The sequence below is a fragment of the Streptomyces sp. NPDC002328 genome (genome assembly GCF_042890065.1).
GTDB lineage: Bacteria > Actinomycetota > Actinomycetes > Streptomycetales > Streptomycetaceae > Streptomyces.
The window spans coordinates 121,162-136,332 of record NZ_JBIARQ010000007.1 but is presented as its reverse complement, the minus strand read 5'-3'; the positions used below and the strand labels follow the sequence as shown (position 1 = coordinate 136,332).

The 15,171-nt window shown below is 72.2% G+C and carries 14 protein-coding genes; 9 read left to right on the top strand and 5 right to left on the bottom strand.

The genetic code is table 11. The annotated features are described in order from the left end of the window. The first annotated feature begins 105 nt into the window (after positions 1-105). Complete coding sequence (locus tag ACFYX4_RS20000; RefSeq protein ID WP_389334568.1) at positions 106-1,422, top strand: glycoside hydrolase family 10 protein; 1,317 nt, start codon at positions 106-108, stop codon at positions 1,420-1,422. Between the two features lies 1 nt (position 1,423). On the opposite strand, the gene ACFYX4_RS19995 is transcribed toward ACFYX4_RS20000, so the two are convergent. After that, the gene (locus tag ACFYX4_RS19995) at positions 1,424-1,636 is read right to left on the bottom strand and encodes a DUF1918 domain-containing protein (RefSeq protein WP_389334565.1); all 213 of its coding nucleotides are present in this window, start codon (positions 1,634-1,636) and stop codon (positions 1,424-1,426) included. A gap of 51 nt (positions 1,637-1,687) precedes the next feature. Continuing rightward, entirely contained in the window at positions 1,688-2,608 is a 921-nt protein-coding gene (locus ACFYX4_RS19990; protein WP_389334562.1) for a DMT family transporter, read from the bottom strand. Between ACFYX4_RS19990 and ACFYX4_RS19985 the strand changes: the two genes are divergently transcribed. Then, entirely contained in the window at positions 2,607-4,073 is a 1,467-nt protein-coding gene (locus ACFYX4_RS19985; protein WP_389334559.1) for a PLP-dependent aminotransferase family protein, read from the top strand. The genes ACFYX4_RS19990 and ACFYX4_RS19985 overlap by 2 nt on opposite strands. 115 nt (positions 4,074-4,188) lie before the next feature. Continuing rightward, positions 4,189-4,788 (top strand): histidine phosphatase family protein, encoded by a 600-nt coding sequence (locus ACFYX4_RS19980; protein WP_389334556.1) that lies wholly within the window; start codon positions 4,189-4,191, stop codon positions 4,786-4,788. Here the strand turns inward: ACFYX4_RS19980 and ACFYX4_RS19975 are convergent. Next, positions 4,770-5,213 (bottom strand): DUF6314 family protein, encoded by a 444-nt coding sequence (locus ACFYX4_RS19975; protein ID WP_389334553.1) that lies wholly within the window; start codon positions 5,211-5,213, stop codon positions 4,770-4,772. The two genes, ACFYX4_RS19980 and ACFYX4_RS19975, sit on opposite strands and share 19 nt — an antisense overlap. A gap of 131 nt (positions 5,214-5,344) precedes the next feature. Between ACFYX4_RS19975 and ACFYX4_RS19970 the strand changes: the two genes are divergently transcribed. The 6 genes from ACFYX4_RS19970 to ACFYX4_RS19945 all read left to right on the top strand — a co-directional run bounded on the left by ACFYX4_RS19970 (position 5,345) and on the right by ACFYX4_RS19945 (position 12,915). Beyond that, positions 5,345-7,855: an alpha-L-arabinofuranosidase C-terminal domain-containing protein gene (locus ACFYX4_RS19970; protein ID WP_389334550.1), complete on the top strand. Its 2,511-nt coding sequence runs from the start codon at positions 5,345-5,347 to the stop codon at positions 7,853-7,855. 223 nt (positions 7,856-8,078) lie between these two features. Beyond that, positions 8,079-9,107: an N-acetyl-gamma-glutamyl-phosphate reductase gene (gene argC, locus ACFYX4_RS19965; protein WP_389334547.1), complete on the top strand. Its 1,029-nt coding sequence runs from the start codon at positions 8,079-8,081 to the stop codon at positions 9,105-9,107. Then, entirely contained in the window at positions 9,104-10,255 is a 1,152-nt protein-coding gene (gene argJ / locus ACFYX4_RS19960) for a bifunctional glutamate N-acetyltransferase/amino-acid acetyltransferase ArgJ (protein WP_389334544.1), read from the top strand. Before argC ends, argJ begins: the two co-directional genes overlap by 4 nt. After that, positions 10,252-11,169 (top strand): acetylglutamate kinase, encoded by a 918-nt coding sequence (argB, locus tag ACFYX4_RS19955; RefSeq protein WP_389334541.1) that lies wholly within the window; start codon positions 10,252-10,254, stop codon positions 11,167-11,169. The genes argJ and argB overlap by 4 nt, the downstream gene beginning before the upstream one ends. Beyond that, on the top strand, positions 11,166-12,362 hold the full coding sequence (locus ACFYX4_RS19950) for an acetylornithine transaminase (protein WP_389334538.1): 1,197 nt from the start codon (positions 11,166-11,168) through the stop codon (positions 12,360-12,362). The genes argB and ACFYX4_RS19950 overlap by 4 nt, the downstream gene beginning before the upstream one ends. A 7-nt stretch (positions 12,363-12,369) precedes the next feature. Further along, positions 12,370-12,915, top strand: a complete 546-nt coding sequence (locus ACFYX4_RS19945) for an arginine repressor (RefSeq protein WP_389334535.1) — start codon at positions 12,370-12,372, stop codon at positions 12,913-12,915. Between the two features lie 254 nt (positions 12,916-13,169). Here ACFYX4_RS19945 and ACFYX4_RS19940 read toward each other — a convergent pair whose 3' ends face one another. After that, positions 13,170-13,907, bottom strand: a complete 738-nt coding sequence (locus tag ACFYX4_RS19940) for an FAD:protein FMN transferase (protein ID WP_389335202.1) — start codon at positions 13,905-13,907, stop codon at positions 13,170-13,172. 55 nt (positions 13,908-13,962) lie between these two features. Beyond that, positions 13,963-15,126 (bottom strand): FMN-binding protein, encoded by a 1,164-nt coding sequence (locus ACFYX4_RS19935; RefSeq protein WP_389334532.1) that lies wholly within the window; start codon positions 15,124-15,126, stop codon positions 13,963-13,965. Between the last annotated feature and the right edge of the window lie 45 nt (positions 15,127-15,171).

Sequence of the window (15,171 nt, the reverse complement as noted above, 5' to 3'; positions counted from 1 at the left end):
CGTTACTAGCAAGTATCGATGATCGATCGCCGGGGTGGGGGCATGCTGTGCGCGGTGGACGATCCGTGACCGCACGGATCCACGGAGTGTGTGGGGAAGTGCGCGATGGGGCGACTGACTCGGCGGGCGTTCGCGCTGGCCGCGTTCGCGGCGGGCTCCGCCTTCACGACGACCGGGGCGTCCGCGACCGTGCGGCGGCCCTCCGGACCCGGTGAGGGCGGCGGGGCGGTCGGCAGCGGTACGGGCGGCGGCGCAGTCGGCGGCGCAGGCGAAGGTGCGGTCGGCGGCGGCCGGGCGACGGCGGAGATGCGGGGCATGTGGCTCGCGACCGTCGGCAACCGCGACTGGCCCTCCCGCACCGGGCTGACCGCCGCCCAGCAGCGCGCCGAGCTGATCGGCTGGCTGGACCTGGCGGTCCGCAACCGCCTCAACACCGTGATGTTCCAGGTGCGGCCCACGGCGGACGCGCTGTGGCCCTCGCCGTACGAGCCGTGGTCGCAGGTCCTCACCGGCGTGCAGGGCAAGGCGCCCGGCTGGGATCCGCTGGGCACCGCCGTGAAGGAGGCCCACGCCCGCGGCCTCGAACTGCACGCCTGGTTCAACCCGTACCGGGTCGCCACCCACACCGACCCCGCCCGGCTGGTCGCCTCCCATCCCGCGCGCAAGCACCCCGACTGGGTGGTGCCGTACGGCGGGAAGCTCTACTACAACCCGGGTCTGCCGGAGGTCCGCGCCTTCGTGCAGGACGCGATGCTCGACGCGGTGAAGAAGTACCCGGTGGACGCCGTCCACTTCGACGACTACTTCTACCCGTACCCGGTGGCCGGCCAGACCTTCGACGACGCCGCCGCCTACGACCGCCACGGCGCGGCCTTCCCCAGCCGGGCCGCCTGGCGGCGCGACAACATCGACCGGCTGGTGCGCGAGACGGCGGCCCGGATCAAGGCCGCCCGCCCCGGCACCCAGTTCGGCGTCAGTCCCTTCGGCGTGTGGCGCAACGCCGCCACCGACTCCCGCGGCTCGGACACGACCGCGCTCCAGTCGTACGACGCCGTCCACGCCGACACCCGCAAGTGGGTGCGCGAGGGCTGGATCGACTACATCGTGCCGCAGCTGTACTGGCACGTCGGCTTCTCCGCCGCCGACTACGCGAAACTCGTGCCCTGGTGGGCGGAGGTGGCGCGGGGCAGCCGGACCCGGCTCTACATCGGGGAGGCGCTGTACCGGGCGGGGGATCCGGCGCAGTCGGCAGCCTGGCAGAACCCGGCCGAGCTGTCCCGGCACCTCGCCCTCGCCGGGAACCGTCCCGAGGTCCGCGGGCATGTGTACTTCGCCGCCAAGGACGTGCGGACGGACCGGATCGGGGCCATGGCGCGGGTGATCGCCGACCACTACGGGCAGCCGGCGAAGCCCCCGCGCTGACCTACGGTCGTACCGTCGTTCCCTGGCCCTGTGTCCGGTGGCGGATCTCGGTGTCCGGTCCGGGCGAGCACAGACCCTCGTGCCCGTCCTCGAAACGGACGCGGTACGGGGGGTTGCCCTCCTGGCCCAGCACTTCGACGATCTCGCCGACCTTGTCGTGTTGGCCGACCACTCTGCCGTGCTGGATCAGCTGGTCGCCCGTGGTTGCACGCATCTAGGGGCCTCCTCACCGTGCGGGGGGAGCACTTCGGCGCGAGCACGCCCTTCAGCCGCGCGCCCGCTGGGTGACGGCGATGCAGACCAGGACCGCCGCGGCCGTCAGCGGGGCGGCCGGCGTCAGCTGTTCGCCCAGGAGCAGCACCGACCACACCAGTGTGAGCAGGGGCTGCGCCAACTGCAACTGGCTGGCCTTGGGAATCCCGACGGCCGCCATGCCCCGGTACCAGACGACCAGACCGAGGAACTGCGAGCCCACCGCGACCCACAGCAGCCCGGCCGCACTGTGCGCCGTCAGCTGGACCGGCTCGTAGGAGAGGGCCACGGCGGCGGCCGGCGCGGTGAGCGGCAGACACAGCACCAGCGCCCAGCCGATGACCTGCCAGCCCGGCATGGTTCGGGCCAGCCGCCCGCCCTCGGTGTAGCCGGCCGCGCACACCAGCAGCGCCCCGAACAGATAAAGGTCGGCCGTCGTGAGCGCGCCGCCGCTCTGCTGCACCGTGAACGCCCCCACCGCGCACGCCCCGGCCAGCGCCGCCGCCCAGAAGGTACGGGACGGGCGCGAGCCGACCCGCAGGGCGGAGAAGAGCGCGGTGGTCAGCGGCAGCAGCCCGACCACGACGGCCGCGTGCGCGGTGGTCGAGGTCCGCAGGGCGAGCGTGGTGAGCAGCGGGAACCCGACGACGACCCCGGCGGCGACGACCGCGAGCCCCGGCCGGTGACGCCGGGCCGGCAGCGGTATCCGCAACGCGAGCAGACAGCCGCCCGCGATCAGCGCGGCGAGGACGCTGCGCACGGCGACCAGCGTCCACGGGCCGAAGCCCTCCAGCCCCCAGGCGGTCGCCGGGAAGGTCAGGGAGAAGGCGACCACCCCGAGAGCGGCCTGGAGGGTGCCGAAGCCGCTCCCGCGAGGACGAGGGGTGGTGACCGCTATCGTCGGAAGGGCGGTAGCGCTACTCTGAGTCTTCATGCATGAGCGTAGCAGTGTGACTGAGCTGGCCGATCAGCTGCGGCAGGAACTGGACCGCTACTCTCCCGGTGGAAAGCTCCCGTCGAGTCGTGCCCTCGTCGAACGCTTCCGGGTGAGCCCGGTGACCGTCTCGCGCGCCCTCGCCCAACTCACCGCCGAGGGGCTCGTGGTGACCCGCCCCGGCGCCGGCGCCTTCCGGGCCCGGCCGCCGCGCACGGCCGCCGCACCCGCCGGCGACACCTCCTGGCAGGAGGTCGCGCTCAGCGCGGACGGCGCCGCCGACCTGGTGCCGCGCTCGGTGGACGCCTCCGGCGTCACCGTCTCGCTCGCCGCCCCGCCGCCCGGGGTGATCGAGTTCAACGGCGGCTATCTGCATCCCTCCTTGCAGCCGGAACGCGCCATGTCCGCGGCCCTGGCCCGGGCCGGACGACGCCCCGGCGCCTGGGGGCGACCGCCCATGGAGGGGCTGCCGGAACTGCGCGAGTGGTTCGCCCGCACCATCGGCGGGACGGTCACCGCGGCCGAGGTGCTGGTCGCCGCCGGCGGCCAGGCGGCGCTCACCACCGCCCTGCGCGCACTGGCCCCGCCCGGCGCGCCCGTGCTCGTCGAGTCGCCGACCTACCCCGGCATGCTGGCGATCGCCCGCTCCGCCGGGCTGCGGCCGGTCCCCGTCCCCGTCGACCGGGACGGCGTCAGACCGCGGCTGCTCGCGGACGCCTTCCGCGCGACCGGCGCCCGGGTCTTCGTCTGCCAGCCGCTGTTCCAGAACCCCACCGGCGCGGTCCTCGCCCCCGACCGGCGCGGCGAGGTGCTGCGCATCGCGCGGGAGGCGGGCGCGTTCGTCGTCGAGGACGACTTCGTCCGGCGGCTCGCGCACGAGGACGCCGGGCCGCTGCCCCGCCCGCTGGCCGCCGACGACCCGGACGGCGTCGTCGTCCACGTCGGCTCGCTCACCAAGGCGACCTCGCCCAGCTTCCGGGTCAGCGCGCTGGCCGCCCGCGGCCCGGCCCTGGAACGGCTGCGCGCCATCCAGGTCGTGGACACCTTCTTCGTGCCCCGTCCGCTCCAGGAGGCCGCCCTCGAACTCGTCGGCTCACCGGCCTGGCCACGCCATCTGCGGTCGATCGCCGCCGAGTTGAAGACCCGGCGCGACACGATGACGGCCGCTCTGGCGCTGCGCCTGCCCGAACTGTCCCTGCCGCACGTCCCGTCCGGCGGCTACCACCTCTGGCTCCGGCTCCCCGACGGCGCGGGGGTCGCCTCCGAGGCCTGCGGCCCCGGGGGAGAGACGGCGTTCACGTCCGCCGCCCTGCGCCAGGGCGTCGCCCTCGCCCCCGGCCGCCCCTACTTCAGCGCCGAGCCCCCCGCCGCACACGTCCGCCTCAGCTTCGCGGCGGTGGCGGGAACGGAGGAGATCACCGAGGGGGTACGACGGCTGCGGGCGGCCTGCGATCAGGTGTACTGACCAGTGACGTTGCCCGCGTGACTGGTCGGCGGCCGGCCGGTGGACGGCGCGGGGTCCGAGAAGTTCTCGGCCGACACCCCTTGACCTGCCTACTTGCTGGTTCCACCATCACCGCATGGCACTCCGGGTCACGTTCGTCGCCGCCGCGCGCAACACCCCGCAGCTGGCGGAGCGTTTCGAGGACGACCGGCCGCTGGACCACGCGGCCTGGGACGAGGTGCAGCGCGTGGTGGGCGAGCTGCTGCCGCTCGCGGCGGCCGAGCTGCGCTACTGCTCGCCGACCCCGCGCAGCCGCGCCACCGGAGACGCCCTCGGCTATGCCCCGCTCGTCCAACTCGCCCTGCGCGACTGCGACATGGGCCGGTGGCGCGGCTTCACCCTGGGCGAGGCGATGGCCCGGGAGCCGCAGGCCGTGGACGCCTGGCTGGCCGATCCGCGGTCCGCGCCGCACGGCGGTGAGTCGCTGCTCGCGTTCATCTACCGGGTGGGCGGCTGGCTCGACACCCGGCCGGTGGAGGACGGCTGCCGGATCGTCGCCGTGGCCGAGCCGAGCGTGATCCGGGCCGCCCTGGTGTACGCGCTGAAGGCGCCGCCGGCGTCGTACTGGAACATCGACGTGCGTCCGCTGTCGACGACCACCGTCACCGGCCGCGACGGGCGCTGGAACCTGCGCTTCGACGGGACGTCGGCGTCGCCTCAGCCCTCGCGCACGTAGTCCGTCGTCAGCAGCAGGTCTTTGGCCGGGCCGCGCACCCGCCACACCGTGCGCCAGCGGTCGGCGTCCGCGACCGTGAACTCGCCGCGGTAGAGGTCGGCGGAACAGGGATGGTCGGCCGTGTGCCGTCCGGTCGTCAGATCCAGGAGATGGAAGGGGCGGCCGTCGGCGAAGCGGACGTCCGCCGTGCCGGGGGCGGGCCCCGGCAGGAAGCGCAGGGTCCGCTCGGCGGGGCGCGGCACGCCCTGCCAGGTGAAGGTCCCGGACTCCTCGTGCAGCATCCCGCCGCCGTCCAGTGGTCGGAAGGCGGTCGTGCCGGTGAAGACGCCGGTGTCGCCGCTCGCGAGATCCCTTACGGATCGCTCGGTGCGCCAGCGTCCGGCCAGATGGGCCAGCGCATCGGGGACTGGCCAGAACTCGCCCATGGGCGTTCACCCCCCTCACATCCGTTGCGGTGGACCCATTGACGCCCTGGGGCACCCTCTCTATCTTGCCGTTCGAAGTGCTGATCAATGTCCGATATTTCGAACGTCAAGGTCTGAGCCGCGGAGTATCCATGTCACGCAGCACCACCCCCACCCGCAGCACCCACTCCACCCGCTGGAGAACCGGTCTCACCGCCACCGCCCTCCTGACGGCGACCGCCCTCCTGCCCGCCCCCGCACACGCCGAGGCCGTCACCGACTACACGATCACCGTCGATCCCACCGCCCAGGGCGCGAAGATCGACGACACGATGTACGGCGTCTTCTTCGAGGACATCAACCGCGCCGCCGACGGCGGTCTGTACGCCGAACTCGTGCAGAACCGCTCCTTCGAGTACTCCACCGTCGACAACCGCTCCTACACCCCGCTCACCTCCTGGACGGTCGACGGCGCGGCCCAGGTCGTGAACGACGCCGGCCGCCTCAACGAACGCAACCGCAACTACCTTTCCCTGGCGGCCGGTTCGTCCGTCACCGACGCCGGCTACAACACCGGCGTCCATGTCGAGCAGGGCCAGAAGTACGCGTTCTCGGTCTGGGCCCGCGCCGCGAGGGGCACCCGGCTGACCGTCTCGCTCCAGGACGCCGACGGCGCCCTCGCCACCGCCCGCCGGGTCACCGTGCGCGACGGCGGCTGGGCCCGGTACGAGGCCTCCTTCACCGCCGCCCGCACCAGCAGTACCGGCCGGCTCACCGTCGCCTCCGACGGCGCGGCGGCCCTGGACATGGTGTCGCTGTTCCCGCGTGACACCTACAAGCGCCAGCCCAACGGCCTGCGCAAGGACCTCGCCGAGAAGGTCGCCGCCCTGAAGCCCGGCTTCCTGCGCTTCCCCGGCGGCTGCCTGGTCAACACCGGTTCCATGCAGGACTACAGCGAGGCCTCCGGCTGGCAGCGCGCCCGCGCCTACCAGTGGAAGGACACCGTCGGCCCGGTCGAGGAGCGCGCCACCAACTCCAACTTCTGGGGCTACAACCAGAGTTACGGACTCGGCTACTACGAGTACTTCCGCTTCGCCGAGGACATCGGCGCCATGCCGCTGCCCGTCGTGCCGGCCCTGGTGACCGGCTGCGGCCAGAACAAGGCCGTCGACGACGACGCGCTGCTCAAGCGCCACATCCAGGACACCCTGGACCTCATCGAGTTCGCCAACGGCCCCGCGACCTCCACCTGGGGCAAGGTGCGCGCCGACATGGGCCACCCCAAGCCCTTCCACCTCACCCACCTCGGCGTGGGCAACGAGGAGAACCTCCCGGTCGAGTTCTTCCAGCGCTTCCAGCAGTTCCGCACCGCGATCGAGGCCCGGTACCCGGACATCACCGTCGTCTCCAACTCCGGTCCCGACGACGCCGGTTCGACCTTCGACAAGGCCTGGCAGCTCAACCGCGAAGCCAAGGTCGACATGGTCGACGAGCACTACTACAACAGCCCGCAGTGGTTCCTCCAGAACAACGACCGCTACGACTCCTACGACCGCCGCGGCCCCAAGGTCTTCCTCGGCGAGTACGCCTCCTGGGGCAACGCCTTCAAGAACGGCCTCGCCGAAGCAGCCTTCATGACCGGCCTGGAACGCAACGCGGACATCGTGAAACTCGCCTCCTACGCACCGCTGTTCGCCAACGAGGACTACGTGCAGTGGAGCCCGGACATGGTGTGGTTCAACAACCACGCCTCCTGGAACTCGGCCAACTACGAGGTCCAGAAGCTGTTCATGACCAACGTCGGCGACCGCGTCGTCCCCTCCGCCGCCAGCGGCACGCCCTCGCTCCAGGGCCCCATCACCGGGGCCGTCGGCCTGTCGACCTGGGCCACCAGCGCGGCGTACGACGACGTCAAGGTGACCGGCGCGGACGGCGCGACGCTGCTCGCCGACGACTTCTCCGGTGACGCCTCCCGCTGGACCCACACCGGCCGCGGCAGTTGGACCCTGACCGACGGGCAGTACGTCCAGACGGACGCCGCCGCCGAGAACACCATGGTCTCGGCCGGCGACGTCGCCTGGCACGACTACGACCTGCATACGAAGGCCACCAAGAAGTCCGGCAAGGAGGGCTTCCTCGTCGCCTTCGGCGTGAAGGACACCGGCAACTACTACTGGTGGAACCTCGGCGGCTGGAACAACACCCAGAGCGCCGTCGAGCAGGCCGTGGACGGCGGCAAGTCGACGCTGATCTCCAAGGCGGGGACCATCGAGACGGGTCGCGCCTACGACATCGACATCAAGGTGCGGGGCCGCCATGTCACCCTCTACCTCGACGGCCAGGAGTGGGGCAGCTTCACCGACGACAAGCCGGCCGAGCCGTTCCGCCAGGTCGTCACCGAGGACCAGAAGACCGGCGACCTGATCGTCAAGGTCGTCAACGCCCAGGCCGCGGACGCCCGCACGAAGATCGACCTCGGCGGCGCCCGCGTCTCCTCCAAGGCCCAGGTGACCACGCTGGCCGCGGCCCCCGACGCGGTCAACACCGAGACGCAGACCCCGGTCACCCCGGTGACCTCCACCTTCACCGGCGTCGCCGACCGGTTCGACTACACCTTCCCGGCGAACTCGATCACCTTCCTGCGGATCAAACAGAAGAAGTAAGGGGCCGGCACGACCGAAGCGCCCAGGGTGGGACCGGAGGCAGTCGACCGGTCCCACCCGCGCGTATGCGGACCGGATGCGGCCGCCGGCCCGTGTGGCCCGCGTCCCGCGTGGTTACCCGGGGGTCCGGATGGGCATCGATCGCCGGGGGTCCCGCCCTGTGGATAGATTGCATAAACGTGCAGCGAAACGTATAGTCATGCCATTGCAGGAGGAGGATTCCATGGCGGTACGTGCGGCAGTGGCCGGAGCGAGCGGGTATGCGGGCGGCGAGGTGCTGCGCCTGCTGCTCTCGCACCCCGAGATCGAGATCGGCGCCCTGACCGGCAACACCAACGCGGGGCAGAAGCTGGGCGCGCTCCAGCCGCACCTGTTGCCGCTCGCCGACCGGGTGCTCCAGGAGACCACCGCCGAGGCCCTCGCCGGACACGACGTCGTCTTCCTCGCCCTCCCGCACGGGCAGTCCGCCGCCGTCGCCGAGCAGCTCGGCCCGGACGTCCTCGTCGTCGACATGGGCGCCGACTTCCGGCTGAAGGACCCGGCCGACTGGGAGCGGTTCTACGGCTCCCCGCACGCCGGCACCTGGCCCTACGGTCTTCCCGAACTGCCGGGCGGCCGCGCCGCGCTGGAGGGGTCCAAGCGCATCGCGGTCCCCGGTTGCTACCCCACCGCCGTCTCCCTCGCGCTGTTCCCGGCGTACGCCGCCGGGCTCGCCGAGGCGGAGGCCGTGATCGTCGCCGCCTCCGGCACCTCCGGCGCGGGCAAGGCGCCCAAACCGCATCTGCTGGGCAGCGAGGTCATGGGCTCCATGACGCCGTACGGCGTCGGCGGCGGCCACCGGCACACCCCCGAGATGATCCAGAACCTCAGCGGGGCCGCCGGGGAACGGGTCTCCGTCTCCTTCACGCCGACCCTCGCGCCGATGCCCCGCGGCATCCTCGCCACATGCAGCGCCAAGGCGAAGGACGGCGTCACCGCCGAGTCGGTCCGCGCCGCCTACGACAAGGCCTTCGCCGACGAGCCCTTCGTGCACCTGCTGCCCGAGGACCGCTGGCCCGCCACGGCGTCCGTGTACGGTTCCAACGCCGTTCAGGTGCAGGTCGCGTACGACGAGGCCGCGGGGCGCATCATCGTCGTCAGCGCCATCGACAACCTGACCAAGGGCACCGCCGGCGGTGCCGTCCAGAGCATGAACATCGCCCTCGGGTTCCCCGAGGACACGGGACTTTCCACGATCGGAGTCGCACCGTGAGCGTCACGGCAGCCAAGGGGTTCACGGCGGCGGGCGTCGCCGCCGGGATCAAGGAGAACGGCAACCCGGACCTGGCCCTCGTGGTCAACACCGGGCCGCGCCGCGCCGCCGCGGGCGTCTTCACCTCCAACCGCGTCAAGGCCGCGCCGGTGCTGTGGTCGGAGCAGGTCCTCAAGACCGGCGAGCTGACCGCCGTCGTCCTCAACTCCGGTGGCGCCAACGCCTGTACGGGCCCCAAGGGCTTCCAGGACACGCACGCGACCGCCGAGAAGACCGCCGACGTCCTCGGCGTCGGCGCCGGCGAGGTGGCGGTCTGCTCCACCGGCCTCATCGGCGTCCTGCTCCCGATGGACAAGCTCCTGCCGGGAGTGGAGACCGCCGCCGCCGCCCTCAGCGAGCACGGCGGCGAGAAGGCCGCCATCGCCATCAAGACCACCGACACCGTCCACAAGACGTCCGTCGTCAGCCGGGACGGCTGGACCGTGGGCGGCATGGCCAAGGGCGCGGGCATGCTCGCCCCCGGCCTCGCCACCATGCTCGTCGTCCTCACCACCGACGCCGACGTCGACAGCGCGACCCTGGACCGGGCGCTGCGCGCCGCCACCAAGGTCACCTTCGACCGCGTCGACTCCGACGGCTGCATGTCCACCAACGACACCGTGCTGCTGCTCGCCTCCGGCGCCTCCGAAGTCACCCCCGGCGACCAGGAGTTCGCCGAGGCGGTCCGCGCCGTCTGCGACGACCTCGGCCAGCAGCTCATCCGGGACGCCGAGGGCGCGAGCAAGGACATCAAGGTCGAGGTGATCAACGCCGCGACCGAGGACGACGCCGTCGAGGTGGGCCGCTCCATCGCCCGCAACAACCTCCTCAAGTGCGCCATCCACGGCGAGGACCCCAACTGGGGCCGCGTCCTGTCCGCCATCGGCACCACCTCCGCCGCCTTCGAGCCGGACCGCCTCAACGTCGCCATCAACGGCGTCTGGGTGTGCAAGAACGGCGGCGTCGGCGAGGACCGCGAGAAGGTCGACATGCGCTACCGCGAGGTGCACATCGTCGCCGACCTCGCCGCCGGCTCCGCGACCGCCACCATCTGGACCAACGACCTCACCGCGGACTACGTCCACGAGAACAGCGCGTACTCCTCATGAGCACCACTCGCAAACACACCGCCCTGCCCAAGGCGCAGATCCTCATCGAGGCGCTGCCCTGGCTGGTCCGCCACAACGGCAAGACCGTCGTCATCAAGTTCGGCGGCAACGCCATGGTCGACGAGGAGCTGAAGGCCGCCTTCGCGCAGGACGTCGTGTTCCTGCACCACGCCGGCCTCAAGCCCGTCGTCGTGCACGGCGGCGGCCCGCAGATCAGCGCCGCCCTCGACAAGCACGGCATCGTCAGCGAGTTCAAGGCCGGCCTGCGCGTCACCACCGAGGACGCCATGGACGTCGTACGGATGGTGCTGGCCGGGCAGGTGCAGCGCGAGCTGGTCGGGCTGCTCAATCAGCACGGGCCGCTCGCCGTCGGACTGACCGGCGAGGACGCGCACACCATCACCGCCACCAAGCACCTGCCCGAGATCGACGGCGAGCCCGTCGACATCGGGCGGGTGGGCGAGATCACCTCGATCGACACGGGCGCGATCGAGGCCCTGCTCGCCGACGGCCGCATCCCGGTCGTCTCCTCGATCGCCCGCTCCGAGGACGACGGGCATGTCTACAACGTCAATGCTGATACGGCGGCTGCGGCACTCGCTGCGGCACTGGGCGCCGAGACCCTCATGGTCCTCACCGACGTCGAGGGCCTCTACGAGGACTGGCCGAACTCCGACGAGGTGATCAGCCGCCTCACCGCTTCCCAACTGGAGAAGCTGCTGCCGGAGTTGTCGGCCGGCATGGTCCCGAAGATGGAGGGCTGCCTGCACGCCGTGCGGGGCGGCGTCACCACCGCCCGCGTCATCGACGGGCGGGTCCAGCACTCGATCCTGCTGGAGATCTTCACCGACGAGGGAATCGGCACGATGGTCGTGGCCGACGGGAACACGAGCGAACAGGGGGAGTCGTCGTGAGCAACCAGGAACTGACCGCGCGCTGGCAGGGCGCGCTCATGAACAACTACGGCACCCCGCGGATCCCGCTCGTCCGCGGCGAGGGCACGAGGCTCTGGGACGCCGACGGCAAGGAGTACCTCGACTTCGTCGGCGGCATCGCGGTCAACGCCCTCGGCCACGCCCACCCCGCGGTCGTCGAGGCCGTCAGCACGCAGATCGCCTCGCTGGGCCATGTCTCCAACCTGTTCATCGCCGAACCGCCCGTCGCCCTCGCCGAACGGCTCCTGCGGCTCTTCGGCCGCGACGGCAAGGTCTACTTCTGCAACTCCGGCGCCGAGGCCAACGAGGGCGCCTTCAAGATCGGCCGGCTGACCGGGCGCACCCACATGGTCGCCACCCAGGGCGGCTTCCACGGCCGCACCATGGGCGCCCTCGCGCTGACCGGCCAGCCCGGCAAGCGGGAGCCGTTCCTGCCGGTGCCCGGCGACGTCACCCACGTCCCCTACGGCGACGCCCAGGCGCTGGCGGCGGCCGTGACCGAGGAGACCGCGCTCGTGATCATCGAGCCGGTCCAGGGCGAGAACGGGGTCGTGGTCCCGCCCGCCGGCTACCTCAAGGCGGCCCGCGCGATCACCGCCGCCACCGGCTCGCTGCTCGTCCTGGACGAGGTGCAGACCGGCGTCGGCCGCACCGGGAACTGGTTCGAGTACCAGGCCCACGAGGGCGTCCTGCCCGACGTCGTGACGCTGGCCAAGGGTCTCGGCGGCGGGCTGCCGCTCGGGGCGACGGTCGCCTTCGGACGGGCCGCGGAGCTGCTTTCGCCCGGCCACCACGGGACGACCTTCGGCGGCAACCCCGTGGCGTGCGCCGCCGGGCTCGCCGTCCTCGACGCCATCGAGAACGAGGGGCTCCTGGAGAACGTCAAGCGGCAGGGCGAGAGGCTGCGGGACGGAATCGAGGGTCTCGGCCACCCGTTGATCGATTATGTCCGGGGAGCGGGCCTCCTCCTGGGTATCGTGCTCACCGAGCCGCTCGCGCCCCAGGTGCAGCAGGCGGCTCAGGAGGCCGGACTCCTCGTGAACGCGCCCGCCCCCGACGTCGTCCGGCTGATGCCGCCGCTGAACCTCGGCGACGACGCGGTCGACGCGCTCCTCGGGGCGCTGCCCGGCATCCTCCAGGCAGTGGGCGGGGAAGGACGATCCGGGGAATGAGACGACGATGAGCCAGGCGCAGGACCACGAGCAGCCGGGGGTGAACGGGCCTGCCGTGCCGCAGACCCGCACCGCCCGTCACCGCCGGATCGTGGACATCCTCAACCGGCAACCGGTGCGCTCCCAGAGCCAGTTGGCGAAGGTCCTCGCCGACGACGGGCTGAGCGTCACCCAGGCGACGCTCTCCCGGGACCTGGACGAGCTGAACGCGGTGAAGATCCGCAACAACGACGGCGACCTGATCTACGCGGTGCCGAGCGAGGGGGGTTTCCGGACGCCGCGTGCTCCGCTGGGGGAGTCGGCGAAGGAGGAGCGGATGCGGCGGCTCTCTCAGGAGCTGCTGATCTCGGCGGAGGCTTCCGCGAACCTCGTCGTTCTGCGTACCCCTCCGGGGGCCGCGCAGTTTCTCGCCTCGGCGATCGACCAGGCCGAGCTGCACGACATCCTCGGGACGATCGCCGGCGACGACACACTGCTCCTGATCAGCCGCGAGCCCACCGGCGGCCAGGCCCTGGCCGACCACCTGCTCCGCCTGGCCCAGAACGGCCACTGAGCCCCGCGGCGCGGTGCTTCGCCGACTGCGGGCGCGTCGGGGCCGGTCGCGCCAACGCGGCGGAGCCGCACATCGAAACAGCCCCGCGCCCCTGGGTGGGACCAGCCGGCGGCGCTGTCGCAGTCGCTGTCTTCATAGCTGCGGGCAATCGTGCCGCTGGGGCGATGGGGGAGGGTGGGCGCAGCGGCACCCCGTAGCGCGGGTGAGCGGAACCCCGGCCCGAGCAGCGACCCCGGTCAAGGCTGGGAACCCGTTCAGCCCAGTCGCCGCGCCAACCCCCCGGTGCACCGCACCTCGTCGCCTGCCGTGATCAGCAGCGCCTCCACGTCCGGCAGCGACTCCAGCCAGCGCAGCCCGTCCCGCGACCCCATCGCGAACGCGGCCGTGGCCCAGCAGTCCGCCCAGGTCAGTTCCGGCGTGACGACGGTGACGGCGACGAGGTCCGTCACCGCGGAGCGCCCCGTCCGCGGGTCGACGATGTGCGCGCCCCGCTCCACCGTCCCGGACGTGGCCACGGCCAGCTCCTCCGCCCCCGCCGCCGACACCACCGCCGCCAGCCCGCCCGGCCGCAGCGGATCCGACACCCCGACCCGCCAGGGCCGGTCCGGCCCGGGGACGCCCAGCAACTGCACGTCCCCGCCGCCGTTCACGCTCACCCCGCTCACCCCGGCCGCGGCGATGAGCCGGGCCGCCTGCTCGGCGGCCCACCCCTTCACGATCCCGGTCGGGTCGAGCCGGCCCTCGTAGCGCATGCTGAACCAGCCGTCGCTCACCCGCTCCGCCTCGGCGCCCAGTTCCAGCACCTCGGCGACCTCGGGATCGCACTCCTCGACGCTCAGCTCCCCCCGCATCAGCCGGGAGACCTGGCTGTCCTCGCGGTAGGTGCTGAACACCTCGTTCACCCGGTGCAGCCCGGCGACCGCCTCGTCCAGCGCCGCCCGTACCGCCTCGGGTTCCCCGCCGCGGACGTCGAAGGAGAAGACCGTCCCCATGACCTCCTCCGCGTGACGCACCGCGGCCGGAGCCTGCGCCGACTCGGCCACCGTCTCAGCCACCGGCCTGGTCCAGCGCGGACTGAAGGGACTGCTTGTAGCCCCCGCTGGTGTAGGTGGCGCCGGAGACGGCGTCGATGTCGGCGTTGCCCGCCGCCACCGCGGCCTGGTTCAGCTTGGGCATCGCGTTGCCGTTGATCTGGTCGCTCTGCCCGCCCTTGGGCTGCTGGACGGCCTCCGCCTTGGTGATCTTGCCGCCCGTGACGGTGATCCGGACCTGCACGGGCCCGTACTGCGTCTGCACCGTGTCGCCCGTGAAGGTGCCGGACGCCTGAGCGCTGCCGGACCCCTGCGAACCCGACCCCTGCGAACCGGAGCCCTGCGACCCCGACCCCTGCGACGCACCGGACCCCTGGGAACCCGAGCCCTGCTGCGACCCAGACCCCTGCTGCGACCCCGCGCTCGCGTTGGCCTTGTCGATCGCCGACTGGAGCGACTTCTTGTAGCCGGCGCTGGTGTAGGTCGCCCCGGACACCGCGTCGACGTTCGCGCTCTGCGCGGTGACGACGGCCTGGCCCAGCTTCGGGACGGCGTTGGCGGTGATCTGGTCGCTCTGGCCGCCCTTGGGCGCCTGGACCGCCTCCGACTTGGTGATCTTGTTGTTCTGGACGGTGATCCGGACCTGCACGGCCCCGTACTGCGTCTGCTCCGCGTCACCGGTGAACGTGCCGGAGACCTGCGCCGCGCCGCCGGACCCCTGCCCCTGGCCCTGACCCTGACCCTGGGCGGACGCCCCCGCGCTCGCCTTCATCTTGTCGATCGCCGACTGGAGGGACTTCTTGTAGCCCTCGCTGGTGAAGGTCGCGCCGGACACCGCGTCGATGTCGGCGCTCTGCGCCGTGACCGCCGCCTGGTTCAGCTTGGGCATCGCGTTGCCGTTGATCTGGTCGCTCTGCCCGCCCTTGGGCTGCTGCACGGCCTCCGCGGCGGTGATCTGCCCGTTGGCGACGGTCACCCGGACCTGCACGGGCCCGTACTGCGTCTGCTGCGCGTCACCGAGGAACTGGCCGGCTCCGGCGGCCTGGGCGCCGCCCTGGACCGACGACTGCGGGGGCAGTCCACTGGCCGCCGCGCCGGCCGGGTCGGAGTCCGGCTTCAGCGTCAGCAGCAGAACGATCCCGGACACGGTGGCGGCGCTGGCGAGCACAATGCGCCGCATAGGGTGGCTTTTCTTCATCGCTCCTGGTTCCCGATTCCCGATTCC

What these genes read in the sequence shown, in the direction of transcription:
- ACFYX4_RS19985 (WP_389334559.1), top strand. Translation starts at nt 2,607, where the DNA reads ATGCATGAGCGTAGCAGTGTGACTGAGCTGGCCGATCAGCTGCGGCAG.
- ACFYX4_RS19945 (WP_389334535.1), top strand. Translation starts at nt 12,370, where the DNA reads ATGAGCCAGGCGCAGGACCACGAGCAGCCGGGGGTGAACGGGCCTGCC.
- ACFYX4_RS19975 (WP_389334553.1), bottom strand. Translation starts at nt 5,213, where the DNA reads ATGGGCGAGTTCTGGCCAGTCCCCGATGCGCTGGCCCATCTGGCCGGA.
- ACFYX4_RS20000 (WP_389334568.1), top strand. Translation starts at nt 106, where the DNA reads ATGGGGCGACTGACTCGGCGGGCGTTCGCGCTGGCCGCGTTCGCGGCG.
- ACFYX4_RS19935 (WP_389334532.1), bottom strand. Translation starts at nt 15,126, where the DNA reads ATGCGGCGCATTGTGCTCGCCAGCGCCGCCACCGTGTCCGGGATCGTT.
- argB (WP_389334541.1), top strand. Translation starts at nt 10,252, where the DNA reads ATGAGCACCACTCGCAAACACACCGCCCTGCCCAAGGCGCAGATCCTC.
- argC (WP_389334547.1), top strand. Translation starts at nt 8,079, where the DNA reads ATGGCGGTACGTGCGGCAGTGGCCGGAGCGAGCGGGTATGCGGGCGGC.
- ACFYX4_RS19970 (WP_389334550.1), top strand. Translation starts at nt 5,345, where the DNA reads ATGTCACGCAGCACCACCCCCACCCGCAGCACCCACTCCACCCGCTGG.
- ACFYX4_RS19995 (WP_389334565.1), bottom strand. Translation starts at nt 1,636, where the DNA reads ATGCGTGCAACCACGGGCGACCAGCTGATCCAGCACGGCAGAGTGGTC.
- ACFYX4_RS19980 (WP_389334556.1), top strand. Translation starts at nt 4,189, where the DNA reads ATGGCACTCCGGGTCACGTTCGTCGCCGCCGCGCGCAACACCCCGCAG.
- ACFYX4_RS19990 (WP_389334562.1), bottom strand. Translation starts at nt 2,608, where the DNA reads ATGAAGACTCAGAGTAGCGCTACCGCCCTTCCGACGATAGCGGTCACC.
- ACFYX4_RS19940 (WP_389335202.1), bottom strand. Translation starts at nt 13,907, where the DNA reads ATGGGGACGGTCTTCTCCTTCGACGTCCGCGGCGGGGAACCCGAGGCG.